The sequence below is a fragment of the Paenirhodobacter enshiensis genome, assembly GCF_000740785.1.
GTDB classification, from domain to species: Bacteria; Pseudomonadota; Alphaproteobacteria; order Rhodobacterales; family Rhodobacteraceae; genus Rhodobacter; species Rhodobacter enshiensis.
The window spans coordinates 1-11,622 of the sequence record NZ_JFZB01000051.1; the positions used below are offsets into that span (position 1 = coordinate 1).

Sequence of the window (11,622 nt, forward strand, 5' to 3'; positions counted from 1 at the left end):
GCTTCTCGCGCCAACCCGTCGAGGTCCAGCTTCTTCGGCATCTTCACCTGCCGCAGCAGTAGGAACACCGGCACCGTCTGGGCTCCGGTCAAAACCCCATCCCGCCGCCGTCGCCCGCCCTTAGCCGCGGCCAGCCCCCGGCTATTGAGCCGCGCATCATCAGCGACCAGCAAGCTGGGTCCGTTTCGGCGATAGACGAAGCGCAGGCGCATGCCGGTGCGTTGTTCCCAGCGCCAGGGCGTGATGCGCTGGCGGCCGAGGCCGGTGACACCAGCGGCGGGCAGTGGGATTGCAAGCCAGAGGCCATCCTTGCCGCGGATCAGCACGCCGCCGTCAAAGGCGTGCAGGATGTCGGGCGCCTTGGTCCAGACGAGACTGGCGGCACGAAGGGATGTCCCCGATCGCGGAAAGTCGGCCTGCCGGACTGAGTTGGCGAGGCGCGACCCAAGTCCTGATGCCCGAACCTGCCCTCGCCAGTCGTCACGCAGGCCCCGCCCCGCGGCAACGACGCCGCGGGTGACCGCGGCTTCGGCCTCTTGCAGGATCTCCGTGGCGATTGCCGCCAGATCGCCGTCGACGGTGGCTCCGATCTTCATGCCTCGCGCGCCTCTGCCTTCCAGACATGGCGCAGGGCGTCGCGCAGGGGGGCGCCCCGGACCTCGTAGATCACGCCGCCGATGTCGAACGTGTCGCCCGGGGCAAGGGCGCCCAGCAGCGCGGCACACTCGACATCGATCATCACGCTGTCGGTGACAAACCGGCCTTCGCCAAAGCCCGTCACCGCATCCGGCCGCCGCAGCACCACGCGGACGGCGACCGGCGCGCCCGCCCCACCGGGTCGCCATACCGCATCCTGCGCGAGGTTCGGATCGCGGAAGAGCGCCGCCGTGGCGGTTGCGAAGGCCGACATTTCAGGTCGCGCCCCCGTTCAGGCGCACGATGCCGGTGGTATCGCCTGCGCCGCCTGCCACGGCTTGCGTCGCGATCCCGATCCGGGTGTTGCCGGTGAGGACGTTGGTCGTCCGGCTGGCTGCCGCATCCCAGTAGATCGTCTGGCCGACCGTCCAGGCCTGCGAGGGGGCTTTGGGAAGCGAGAACACGCCCACCAGCCGGATCACGGCAGTCTCGCCGATTGCTGCGACCCCCTCGGCTACCCCGAAGATGCTGCCGACCAGCACCCCCTGGCCGGAAGCGATCACGGCCGCGGCGGTGATGTTGATGGTTTCGCCATTGGCGATGAAGTTCTTCATCAGAGTTCTCCTTCAGTGGTGGGGTTCAGACGCCCGCGTTACGGAAGAGGCCGCGCCAGTCGATGGCCTTGGCGGCGAAGTCATGGCGGGCTTTGATCTCGATCCCATCGACCTCAAAGCCCGAGCGGGTCTCGGTGTAGACGCCCTGCTGGCCTTCGAGATAGGCGAACTCGATCGTGTCGATCCGCGAGGGATCGGCGGCAAGGAACCAGGGGTCGGGCCCAGCGGCGGGGATCAGGCGGGCCTCTTCGATCGGTTCAAGGCGGTTGGCGAAGGCGTTGACCCCGGCAACCGCGTTCGGGGTGGTGGCGGTGACGTTCTTTCGCGCTTCGACCGACCGGACGCCGGGCGGGGTGATGATGTAGCGCGGCAAAACGCTAATCTGGCGCCCCTCAAGGCCCCGCTGGTTGCCAAAGAGACGATAGGCCTCGGCGAGGGTGGTTTCCGAGATCGTGCCCGCCGTGCCGAGGTTGGCGTGGGAGGCGTGGAAGAGTGGGTTACCGTCGGCCATGTTGGGGTTGGTGGAGAAGATCGAATAGACGAGGTCGCTTTCGAGATCGGCGGCCGCTGCGCCGAAGGCCGAGGGGATGCGGGTGAAGGCATCGAGATCGTCGTTGATCAGGGTTTGACGGGTGATGCCGACAATCCGGCCATAGGTCACCAGCGCATAGACCTCGCGGCTTTCGCCGATCGTGCCGTAGGTGAACTCGCCCGATTCCGGTACGCGCAAGAGGTCTGGCGCGCCGCCGAGCTGATTGCGGGACACCGGCTTGAAGTCGGTGATGACTGCCTGCCGAGCCCAGGCGGTGAATGTGCGGGGCGTGGTGTCATAGGCCGCGCGCAGGGTCTTGTTGGCGACATTCGCCAGGATCAGGGGGAAGTCGCTGGTCGAATGTAGGCCGGAGCGGCCGATCAGGGCCTCGGTTGCGAGTTCCATCTTGGACAGGCCGCGCGTGGCGATGCCGCGCCGGTCAAGCGCGTGGCGCGCCAGTTCGAGGAGGGTCAGGCCGCGGAACTCGCGGGCGCGGTCGGTCAGTTGCGCCCGGCCGGGATTGTGGCGGTGCAGCAGGGCCTCGGACATGGCATCGCGATAGGCGGCGTCAGCTGCTCCGGTGCCGCGGGCAGTGGCGGCGGCGGGCTCCGATCCCCGGGCGGCGGGCGCATCGGCTTCGGCCAGCTTGTCGAGGATCGCGGCGCGAGCGGCATCGAGCGAGAGGCCGCGGCGGATCAGATCGGCGGCAAAGCCCGCGCCCAGCGCGTGGCGTTCGCAGAGCGCCAACACCTTGGCCGCGGCGCGGTTTGCTTCGGTGCGGATCGCATCGGGCGACGGATCGGCCGCCGGGGCGGCGGGTGAAGGCGGCGTGGCGCGGGTTTCCACCGGCGCTTCGGATTCTGGGATCTGGGTCTCGGGCATGGTGGTCCTCGTCTGGTTCGGTGAAGGGGCGGGCGCATCGGCCCGGGTGAGGAGGCAAGGGGTGAGGGTTTCAGTTCGGGCGGTGCCGGTTGCACCATCGGAGCCACGGATATGCGCGCCGGGATCGGCGGGCATGGCGACGGCGGAGATTTCCATCGGCTCCCAGTCGACGGCCCGCCACAACTCGCGCTGCCCTTGGGCTTTCGTGATGTCGTAGCGGTGGACCCGATAGCCGACGGAGACGGCCGAGACCGTGCCATCCATGATCCGCTGTACGATCGGCGCAGCATCGGGGGCCGAGGTCAGCCGCACCCGCGCATAACCCCGTCCGCCTTCGATCCGGGCCGTGCCGGGCAGAACGGCGCCCACGACGGACTCGAGGCCCCAGGACCGGTGCGAGTCCAGAAACGGCGCGCCTGCGTTGAGGCGGTCCATCCGAACAGCGCCGGGCGTGACGACCAGTTCCTCGTCATATTCGACGACATCATCCCAGCCCTCATAGCGGCGGCGCTGCACAGTGGCGCCGGTGGTCCAGATCACATCGATCGTCATGTCGTCGCCCTCGCCACGGACAAGCCGAAGCGAGGCCTCCCGCCTGATCAGCGGGAGGTTTCGGGTTTCAGGGGGCATCGGGGTTACCTTTCGTCGGGGGGCGGGCTGCTGCCGCCTGCGTCCACGGCTTGCGCCAGACCGGCGCGGCTGACGCGGCGGGGATCGGCATCGAAGATCAGGCCCAGCTGATCGAAGAGGGCAGCGTATTTCTGCCATTCCTCGACAACCTCGCGCGGGTCATAGCCGCGCCGGGCAATCTGCTGGGCGGGGGTGGAGAACCCGGCGCGGACCTCCATCAAGTCGGCGGTTACGTCCTGCAGCGGGTTCACGCTCTCAAAACGGGGCGGGGCCCATTCGACGGCGATCTCGGGCTGGGGCAGGGCACCGGCCGTCCAGGCGGCTTCCATCACCCAATCCCAGATGCGCTGGCAGAACATCGGGATCACCACCTGCCATTGCACGGCTTCGACCATCCGGCGGAACTCGTGCAGGCCGACGCGGGAGGAGGCGAAGTTCACCTGACTGAGATCGCCGGTCATCAGCTCGTAGGGCACCCGGAACCCGGCCGAGATGATGTGCTGCTGCACCCGGTTCCATTCATAGATGCCCGAGGTCGAGGCGGGCGTGTTGAACTTGATGTCCTTGCCGTTCCGGACATAGCCGATCAGCCCGGGTTCGAACTGCTCGATGCGGTTGCCGTCGGCATCCTGCACCACCGGCGCCATAGACTGTTGATCCTCATCGGCGCCAAAGACGAAGCCCACCATCGAGGCCTCGATCTTCTTGCGGACGAGTTCGGCCGTTTGCCAATCACCCAACTCACGCAGGGCGCGCATCGCGGGGACACCCCAAGGCACGCCGCGGTTCTGCACCCGCTGGCGTTCGAAGAGATGCGCGACGCCCTCCGCACCGACCCGCAAGGATTCAAATCGGCGGCCAAAGACCGGCATCGCATCGCCCGGATGATCGGGAAACATCCAGTATCCACGGCGGCGGCCCAGTGCGTCGTATTCGATGCCCTGGACGATCCGGCCACCATCCGGCCGGTTGTCGAACTTGGCCCCGTCGAGGTGGTCAGCCTCGTTGAGCTGGATCTGCACCGGGGCGGCCAGGCGGTCACTGGCCCGGCGGCGACGGCGGAGCGCAAAGACCTCGCCGCCTTCAATCATCTCGCGCACGGCCAGGGCGGTCAGGCCGTGGAAATCTGTATGGCCATCGGCATCGGCCCGCGGTGCCCAGCGCTTCCAAAGATCATCGGCGAGCTTGTTCAGCGCGGGATCGGCCGCGGCGGCCCGGGGCCGAATGCCCGTGCCGACGATGTTTGAGACCAGAACCTGCACCGCCTTTGCCGCGAGGGGATCATTGCGGACCAGATCGCGCATGCGGTCGCGCAGGGCGCCACCCGCAACTGCGATTTCCGCGTCGGCCGCGGTGCTGCCCGCGCGCCAGCCATCGGTGCCACGCCCGCGGGCGGCCGCATCGTAGCCGCGGCGCAGATTGGCGATCGCCACTCGGGCGGCATAACGCCGGGCCGCGGTTCTGGGCGCGACGGTGGCCACGATCCGGTCGATCACGCCCCAGGGCACATCGGGCGGGGAGGGTTTCATGTGCGGCCCCGACTGAAGCTGGCCTTTCCCGCGACAGGGCGCGACCCGCCGGAACTGGCGGCCATCTGGCCTTCGATGAAGCGGATGCGGGCCAGAAGATCGGCGGCATTGCCATAGGTCAGTCGCCGCCCGTCATATTCCACCACCAGCGCCCCGGCAGCATAGGCGCGGCGCAGTGCATCGAGTTCGGCTTGCGAGAAGGACATCAGAGCCATTTTCCACGTCGGGGCCCGAGCCAGCCGGTTGGCCGCTTCGGGGCGGATTGAGGTTGCGGCCGGTCGGGTTGACCGGCCGGGGTGGTTGCAGGGCGGGCGGGCCCAATCTGTTCTTCCAGCACTTCCCAGCGGGCGTTGTCCCAGCGATCGATCCCCATCAGCCAGGCTGCGGCACGGGCGTAGACGCGGCAATCGAGGGCCTCGTTGCGTTCGCGGGTCTGTTCCCATTCCAGCTTCTGATAGCCGGTGCGAGTCTTGCGGGTGACGAGCTGCTCCGAGGTCAGCTGCTTGACCCATTCGGCAGTGGTGCCCTTCGGGATGTGGACAAAGCCCGCAGGCCAATCGGCGCCCGCCGCCCGTTCCTCGTCGGTCGGGGCTGCAAGGCGCAGGAAGCGATAGGTCTCGGCCTTGAACACGGCCCCGGCGACTTTCCAGAGCCTGACCCCGCGGCGGAGTTTGCGACCGCCTTCGGTGGTTTCCACGTAGGTCGGCCCGTCCACCGGGGTCGATCGGTCGAACCCCGCCACGCCCTTGATGGCGATCACCTGCCCGTGGCCCGCCTGACGCACCCAGGCATAGACCGCGTCGGTGGTCGCGCCGTCGCCGGAGTCGATCGCCACCCGCGCCAAGGCCATTCGGGCGCCCGAGGCGTGTTCCCATGTCAGCCCCAAGAATTCGTTCAGATCGGCCCAGACCTCGGCCCGGGCGGTATCGCCTTCGAGGACAACGTGATCGACCAGCCACGATCGCAAGTTTCGCCCCCAACCCCAGACGTCGATCTCGATCCGGTCGCGCTGGACGTCGATCCCGGCGGTGAGGATCAGCACACCGCCGGGCGCCCGGCCCAATTGCCAATCCTCGCGCCGCTCATAGAGGCGCTGCCAGTCCGGCGCCTCGCCGCGTTCCGCCCAGGTTTCGCCGAGGACGGTGTTCTTCACGGTTTTCAGGGCGGAGTCGTTGCCCTGCGCCTGATCCCAGCGCCGGGCGATTTCCTCCCAGGAGAGCCACCCCAGCGGGGAATAGAGCCCGGAGATATGGAACCCGATCACGCCCGCCGTCTCAGCCGACGCTTGCACGTCCGGCGCAGCCGTGGGCAGCCAATCGGCCCCATTCTCCTCGTCCATCATCCACGTCTTGTGCCGTTCCGCGATCGGCGCCTCGCAGTGCTCGCACAGGTAGGCGGCGGTCTCCGGTCGCCCCTTCTCCCAGCGCAGCCGTTCGAACTTTAGCCATTGCAGCCCGCCACAATGCGGGCAGGGGACGTGATAGCGGCGCTGGTCGGTCAATTCGAACTCCCGCTCGATCCGGCTGAGGCCCTTGATCGTGGGCGTTGAGGCCAGGAAGATTTTCTTGCGGTGACCGAAGCTGTCGGTGCGGGCCTCGGCCAGCGCCACCGGATCACCCTCGCCCTCAAGGTCGCCCGGATAGGCATCGACCTCGTCGAGAAAGAGCCAGCGCGCAGGCATGGACCGAAGGCCCACGGCCGAGTTGGCGCCGGTCAGCACCAGCTGGCCGCCGGGGAAACGCTTCGCCAATACCGTGTTCCCGGCGTCGCGCGACCGAGCAGGCAGGACGAGGGCACGCAGATCAGGGCTTTCCTCGATCAGGGGTTCGATCCGCTGCTGGCTCAGGCGCTTGGCCAGATCGGTCGTCGGTTGCACCGCAAGGATCGGCCCCGGGGCGCGGTGGATGCAGAAGCCGATCCAGTTATTCCCGGCCTCGGTTGCCCCCACTTGGGCGGATTTCATGAACACGACCCGTTGGGCGGGGCTGTTCGGCGACAGCGCTTCCATGATCGCCTTCAGGTAAGGCGTCCGGCTGGTGCGATAGGGCCCGGCCTCCGATGCTGCCCGCGACGACAGGATGCGATGCCGGTCGGCCCATTCGGCCACGGTCTGCGCCGGGTCGGGGGCAAGTCCCCGCGCCCAGGCGACGGCGATATCCTCTGCCCCCTCGAAGCTAGCGAAGTTCAACTTTGACCTCCGACATTTCCGCCTGATGGCGGCGGAGGTAGCGCATCAGCACCTGCTCCACGGCATGGGGCTCGGCCCCTAGTTCGGCGGCGATGTCCGCGGCCACGCGGGGCGGCCAGTTCAGCCAGGCGTCACGTTCACGTCGGGCCAGATCAAAGACCATCGCCGTCGCCCGGGCGCGATCGACGACCTCGCCTTTCATCTTCTGCAATCGCACCCGGGCGGTCTGGGCCTTTAGCACCTCATTCGCCATCCGCGCTTTGACGAAGGACACCTCGCCGCCATCACCCGCGGCCGCGCCCGGATCGGCCCCGGCCTCGGTCAAGGTTTCGGCCACGGCGGCAAAGGCTTGCCGCGGCACGGCTTTGGTGCCCGCGACAGCCCGTGTCGCCGCCGCCGTGCCGCGGCCCAGATCCCGGGCATGGGCGCCGCGCTGCTTGGCCGGATCGGTGGAGGCATCCCACATCGCATCGGCCTTGGCGGCGTCAATCGTGCCGTCAGATTCCGTCGTGATCCGCCCTGTGGCGATGGCCTTGCGCACGGCGCTTTCATGCACCCCGCGCAAGGCCGCATAGGCACGCCGCGATAGCCCCATCTTTCGACATTCTCCAATTAAGTCAGTGATTTGGACTTGCTCTTCGGGCGGTCTCGGCAATGTCTGCGACACCTTGAAACGGAGGTTTCCGATGCCCGCCAAGACCACCCCGATGACCGGCTTTGAGGCCAATTGCCTCGCCGCCGCCGACCACTTCATCGCCTGCCGCGGGTCCAACCCCGCGACCCGCATCCGCGCCCGGTTCGACCGGATCGATCAGGCCGAGGCCTTTGCTGCCACCTTCGGCGACAGCCGCACGATGATCTACGCGGTCACCGCCGAAGGCCGCTCGGCCCACATCAAGAACGCCTGAAGGAGGCCCCGATGTTCACCAACCTTTCCGCCGTCCAGATCAACCGCCTCGCCCAGCGCCTGAGCGAGGCGCCCTTGGGGCGCAGCGCCAGCGTGGCCGCGGCCGCTGAACGGTTCGAACGCTTGCTGGCCGCCAAGATCGGCGCTGATCGCGCGCCGAAAGCGGTCAAGGCGATCCTGACCGCCCCAGGCTTGGAGACCGCCGCAGGGCGGCTGGCGGCTGAGATCGACGCCTGCGAAGAGGCGGCACCACCTCCCGCACCCGCCGAACCGGAGCCGACAATTGCACCGGCCTCGATTGCGGAAACCGAACCCACCACCGCGCCCATTGCCCCGCGTCGTCGCCGGGATGCGTACATCGAAGCCAAGGCCCGGCAGGGCGAATTGCCCCCGCCGCCCGATTTCTCCGCCCCGACCCACGCCCGCTTCCGTGCCAAGCTGGCCGCGCTGGTGGAGCTGGCCGGGAAGGCCGATGCCACCGGTCTGCGCGCGGTGTCGATCAACCCAGTCTCGTCCAGTCCCAAGGCGCTGGCCCGCTATCGCGACCTCGCCGTGCTGGCGATTGAAGCTCGGGAGGGCCGGGCATGAGGATCATCCGCAGCTTCGAGCCCGGCGACCGCTATCGCTACGACTTCGATCTCTGCACCTGCGCCCGGGGATGGGCGCAGATCGACACCGCGCAGGATGCCTCTTGGTTCGGCACATGGGCCTCACCTGCTGAACGCACCATCCTCAACTTCGCCGAGGGTGATGTCACCCGCACCGTCTGCCAGACCGATGCCGAGTTCGCCGCCGCCTTGCGCGAGATCGATCGCTGGAACCGGGATCACGGCTACGGCCCAGTCCGCATCGATCCCGGCTTCGATCCGGCGCTAAAGGCGGCGTTCGAGGCGGTCGGGCTGGGGGATGTGCTGTATTAGGCCTGTTGAGCGCCGACTAGGTCCTGAGGCCTCAAAAGGTTCGCAGCGCAAAGTCGTGCGTCGATATGCGCTGCGAGGGATCGAACGTTGCTTCGCGCGTTACGAACGAAGTCAAAGTCGAGCTTCAGTTTGCCGTCCTGTGTTGGAATGGCGGGATAGCTGCCCGTGTAAACTGCATCCACCCTGCCGTCACGATGAACCAAAAGATGGCGCGCATCCAAGTAAGGTAGTGCCGCGTCGAGCGTTGCCTGATCCAGTGCAAGACCCAGCCGGGTGCTGATCTTGGTAATCAGTTTCTTGGTGCTTTTCTCATCCTCAAGTGTCCTAAACACCTTCTCAGATATCAGCGCTATTGCGTTGTCCCATGATCCAGCCTGAAGAATATCTTTCGCTTGGAAGTCAACTTTGGCGTCACCTTGAAATTGACCCGCGTTCACTCCTGAAAGTGCTGCTCTCTTAAGGATGTTCGCAAGATACTCTGAAAAATCTTCGTAGAGGTCCTTGATGAATGAAGAGTAGAGTGTGACCTTTAGATGCAGTCCATATATGTTCCTCGCCTTCCTAGTGTTCACTCGCTGATTGATCTTGGGATACTTTGCCGCAGCTCCGCCAAGAGCTAGGCAGACGGTGCTAGCAGAATTAGGCAAGTTCAAGAAGCGATTCACCAAAAGGTCTGCCAGCTCCAAATCCGAGTCGTAGGTTGATACTCGATCCTCAAATCGTTGCAGCGCTTTGGTTGGCATTTGGTCTCACAGGTTGAAGGTTTCCACACTGCCACAGCAATAGGTTAAGTTGCTAGGGCCGCCAAGAAAAATGCACGGGCTTACCCCCTCGCCAGCGGCGCCACGTTCCAGAACAGCACCCGCCCCAGGCCGCGCTTGGCGACGCACAACTCCCAAGCCTTCGCGTCATAGTGCGGATCGGCCGGAAACGGGGCGGCCAGCGCGGCGCGGTCGCTGAACTTGCGGGGGTGGACGTGGATGGTGGCCCCGGCCACTTCGCGCGGCGTGAGGTCGCGGCCGATCTGGACGACGTGGCGGCGGGCTTTGGGCCAGGCGGCGGCGAGGCCGCGGGCGAGGACGCCGGACCCAGCGGCGCACCAAACCTCTTCGGGCTCGAAGGCGGCCAGGCGGGCGGCGGCAGCAATTGCCTCGACCGCGCTTGGGAGTTCGGCGCCGAAGGGAATAAGGCTGGCGCCGGTGTTGCGGCAGTATTCCCGGGCGCGGGATTGCACCACCGACAGATAGCCCGGGCTGATCGGCACCATCTTGGCACCGAGGCGGGCAGCCTCAAGCGTGCGGGGATGCGGCCGGGTGCGGGCGGCGACGAAGATCGTCGCGCGCTTGCCGAGGCGTCGGGCGACCGTTGCGATCGCGGTCTGGGCGCCGCCCTCGGGCGGGCTGGCATAGACCGCCTCCTGCACCCCGTCGAAGACCTGCGCGATGAAGCGGGCCTTTGTGCCGCCGGGGAAAAGATCGTCACGCACGACCGCGATGCCGTGGTGCATTTCGAGGATCGGGGCGGTCATTGGTCGTCCTCCGGGTAGGGGGCTTCGTCATCGGTGTCTGGCCCTTCGATCTCGCCGAACTCCACCGGCCCGCAGGCCTCGGTCGCTTTGCGGGGATCGCCCTTGCAGAACACCAGCACGTTCTGGTGGGTCCGCCCGAGCTTGCGCGCCGCGGTGAATTGGCGGCCGACGCGGATGGGCAGCGAACCCACGGCAGTGACAAGGATCGCGTCGTTGTAGAACCGAGCGCCTGCGGCCTCGAAGGCTTCGACCGTCAGGCCGGGTAAGTTGACGAAGAAGCCGTCGGCATCGCGGACATCGCCGATCACCCAGACGGCGAAGCGGTTCGGCCGCAGGCGGGCGACGGCCTGGGCGATGATCTCGCCCTGAGCCTTCATGAAGTCGGCCAGGGGCATGCTGGAGAGGTCCGAGGGGTCATCGGAATAGCGTTCGAGGTTCCAGTAGGGCGGGCAGCTGAACACCAGATCGGCTTCGATGCCAGCGGCCAGCCCGGCCAGATCGCGGCTGTCCCCGGCGATCCAGCGCGGGGCGGGTGCGCCCGCCAGATCGGCCTGCGCCTGGTTCGCGGCCACCTGTTCCGCGCGCAGTTCGATCCCGACGTAGGGGCGGCCAAGACGGGCGGCGACAATGCCGCGCACTGAACCACCGGCGAAGGGGTCCAGCACCGTACCGCCCGGCGGGCAGAACCAGCGATAGGCGATCTCGCACAGGACGGGGTCGAAGATCGACGTGCCCGAGGCGGTGGGAGCATCCGAGGCGGCATAGTGATCGGCCAGGAACTCCTCGGTCGTCAGTTCCCGGCCAAGCTCGGCCTCCTTCGCCCGCTTCTTGGCGTAGAATGACGGGTCGCCAGAGGTGTGCGACGGCATCAGCACCCCGCCGTTTTGCGGGGCGGCCTGCTGCGAGGTGGACCCAGCGCCGACCACATGCTCGCCGCGCATCAGGTCCTGGCCGAAGGTGCGGGCGGGGCCCTTAGCCATGGGCGGCCTCCTTCCGAGCGCGCTTGCCCTCTTTGTGGCGGTAGTGGTCGATGTCCTTGTGGATCGGTGCCGGGTCGGCTGTGCCCATGCCGGGGACGGCGGGGAAGGATTTCTCGCCCGACCAGCCTCGATCCAGCGGGCGGGGCGCTCCGCCGGGTGCAGCCCCGCGGCCGAGTTCAGAGCGGATACCCAGATCCAGCCAAGCGCGCTTGCGATCCTGCCACCAGCCCTTGCGGGCCTCGAAGACTGAGGTGGACCCCGAAAACCGGACACTCT

14 protein-coding genes and 1 pseudogene are annotated in these 11,622 nt (G+C 67.2%); 3 read left to right on the top strand and 12 right to left on the bottom strand.

Going from position 1 to position 11,622, the window contains the following annotated elements:
* The 8 genes from CG50_RS14850 to CG50_RS14885 all read right to left on the bottom strand — a co-directional run.
* On the bottom strand, nucleotides 1-596 hold a 596-nt coding region (locus CG50_RS14850), incomplete at its 3' end, for a DUF6441 family protein (protein ID WP_036640070.1).
* A complete protein-coding gene (locus CG50_RS14855; protein WP_036640072.1) occupies nucleotides 593-910 on the bottom strand; it encodes a head-tail joining protein in 318 nt (105 codons plus the stop codon). The genes CG50_RS14850 and CG50_RS14855, both read right to left, overlap by 4 nt.
* A gap of 1 nt (nucleotide 911) precedes the next feature.
* Nucleotides 912-1,250 (bottom strand): DUF2190 family protein, encoded by a 339-nt coding sequence (locus tag CG50_RS14860; protein WP_036640073.1) that lies wholly within the window; start codon nucleotides 1,248-1,250, stop codon nucleotides 912-914.
* Nucleotides 1,251-1,275: 25 nt separating this feature from the next.
* A complete protein-coding gene (locus CG50_RS14865) occupies nucleotides 1,276-3,216 on the bottom strand; it encodes a prohead protease/major capsid protein fusion protein (protein WP_245615754.1) in 1,941 nt (646 codons plus the stop codon).
* Nucleotides 3,217-3,299: 83 nt separating this feature from the next.
* Nucleotides 3,300-4,823 (bottom strand): phage portal protein, encoded by a 1,524-nt coding sequence (locus tag CG50_RS14870; RefSeq protein WP_051910060.1) that lies wholly within the window; start codon nucleotides 4,821-4,823, stop codon nucleotides 3,300-3,302.
* The gene (locus tag CG50_RS14875) at nucleotides 4,820-5,029 is read right to left on the bottom strand and encodes a phage head-tail joining protein (protein WP_036640093.1); all 210 of its coding nucleotides are present in this window, start codon (nucleotides 5,027-5,029) and stop codon (nucleotides 4,820-4,822) included. The genes CG50_RS14870 and CG50_RS14875 overlap by 4 nt, the downstream gene beginning before the upstream one ends.
* Nucleotides 5,029-7,011, bottom strand: coding sequence for a phage terminase large subunit family protein (locus tag CG50_RS14880; RefSeq protein ID WP_051910061.1), 1,983 nt, complete (start codon nucleotides 7,009-7,011; stop codon nucleotides 5,029-5,031). The genes CG50_RS14875 and CG50_RS14880 overlap by 1 nt, the downstream gene beginning before the upstream one ends.
* A complete protein-coding gene (locus CG50_RS14885; RefSeq protein ID WP_245615755.1) occupies nucleotides 6,998-7,552 on the bottom strand; it encodes an elements of external origin in 555 nt (184 codons plus the stop codon). The genes CG50_RS14880 and CG50_RS14885 overlap by 14 nt, the downstream gene beginning before the upstream one ends.
* A gap of 145 nt (nucleotides 7,553-7,697) precedes the next feature.
* Between CG50_RS14885 and CG50_RS14890 the strand changes: the two genes are divergently transcribed.
* Genes CG50_RS14890 through CG50_RS14900 form a run of 3 tightly spaced genes read left to right on the top strand, consistent with a single transcriptional unit; the run spans nucleotide 7,698 to nucleotide 8,838 of the window.
* Nucleotides 7,698-7,919, top strand: coding sequence for a hypothetical protein (locus tag CG50_RS14890; RefSeq protein ID WP_036640080.1), 222 nt, complete (start codon nucleotides 7,698-7,700; stop codon nucleotides 7,917-7,919).
* Nucleotides 7,920-7,930: 11 nt separating this feature from the next.
* Complete coding sequence (locus tag CG50_RS14895; RefSeq protein ID WP_051910062.1) at nucleotides 7,931-8,506, top strand: hypothetical protein; 576 nt, start codon at nucleotides 7,931-7,933, stop codon at nucleotides 8,504-8,506.
* Nucleotides 8,503-8,838, top strand: coding sequence for a hypothetical protein (locus CG50_RS14900; protein WP_036640082.1), 336 nt, complete (start codon nucleotides 8,503-8,505; stop codon nucleotides 8,836-8,838). Before CG50_RS14895 ends, CG50_RS14900 begins: the two co-directional genes overlap by 4 nt.
* Here the strand turns inward: CG50_RS14900 and CG50_RS16930 are convergent.
* The 4 genes and pseudogenes from CG50_RS16930 to CG50_RS17355 all read right to left on the bottom strand — a co-directional run.
* Nucleotides 8,835-9,581, bottom strand: coding sequence for a hypothetical protein (locus CG50_RS16930; RefSeq protein WP_152559555.1), 747 nt, complete (start codon nucleotides 9,579-9,581; stop codon nucleotides 8,835-8,837). The genes CG50_RS14900 and CG50_RS16930 overlap by 4 nt on opposite strands.
* An 80-nt stretch (nucleotides 9,582-9,661) precedes the next feature.
* Nucleotides 9,662-10,366, bottom strand: a complete 705-nt coding sequence (locus CG50_RS14905) for a pyridoxal-phosphate dependent enzyme (protein WP_036640084.1) — start codon at nucleotides 10,364-10,366, stop codon at nucleotides 9,662-9,664.
* Nucleotides 10,363-11,346, bottom strand: a complete 984-nt coding sequence (locus CG50_RS14910; RefSeq protein ID WP_036640087.1) for a DNA methyltransferase — start codon at nucleotides 11,344-11,346, stop codon at nucleotides 10,363-10,365. The genes CG50_RS14905 and CG50_RS14910 overlap by 4 nt, the downstream gene beginning before the upstream one ends.
* A pseudogene (locus tag CG50_RS17355) lies at nucleotides 11,339-11,622 on the bottom strand (ParB/Srx family N-terminal domain-containing protein); the annotation flags it as partial. The pseudogene CG50_RS17355 and the gene CG50_RS14910, both read right to left, overlap by 8 nt.

Bases quoted from the DNA above. Each gene is read 5' to 3' on its own strand.
- CG50_RS14860 (WP_036640073.1), bottom strand. From the start codon at position 1,250: ATGAAGAACTTCATCGCCAATGGCGAAACCATCAACATCACCGCCGCG.
- CG50_RS14875 (WP_036640093.1), bottom strand. From the start codon at position 5,029: ATGTCCTTCTCGCAAGCCGAACTCGATGCACTGCGCCGCGCCTATGCT.
- CG50_RS14865 (WP_245615754.1), bottom strand. From the start codon at position 3,216: ATGACGATCGATGTGATCTGGACCACCGGCGCCACTGTGCAGCGCCGC.
- CG50_RS14890 (WP_036640080.1), top strand. From the start codon at position 7,698: ATGCCCGCCAAGACCACCCCGATGACCGGCTTTGAGGCCAATTGCCTC.
- CG50_RS14900 (WP_036640082.1), top strand. From the start codon at position 8,503: ATGAGGATCATCCGCAGCTTCGAGCCCGGCGACCGCTATCGCTACGAC.
- CG50_RS14905 (WP_036640084.1), bottom strand. From the start codon at position 10,366: ATGACCGCCCCGATCCTCGAAATGCACCACGGCATCGCGGTCGTGCGT.
- CG50_RS14855 (WP_036640072.1), bottom strand. From the start codon at position 910: ATGTCGGCCTTCGCAACCGCCACGGCGGCGCTCTTCCGCGATCCGAAC.
- CG50_RS16930 (WP_152559555.1), bottom strand. From the start codon at position 9,581: ATGCCAACCAAAGCGCTGCAACGATTTGAGGATCGAGTATCAACCTAC.
- CG50_RS14895 (WP_051910062.1), top strand. From the start codon at position 7,931: ATGTTCACCAACCTTTCCGCCGTCCAGATCAACCGCCTCGCCCAGCGC.
- CG50_RS14870 (WP_051910060.1), bottom strand. From the start codon at position 4,823: ATGAAACCCTCCCCGCCCGATGTGCCCTGGGGCGTGATCGACCGGATC.
- CG50_RS14910 (WP_036640087.1), bottom strand. From the start codon at position 11,346: ATGGCTAAGGGCCCCGCCCGCACCTTCGGCCAGGACCTGATGCGCGGC.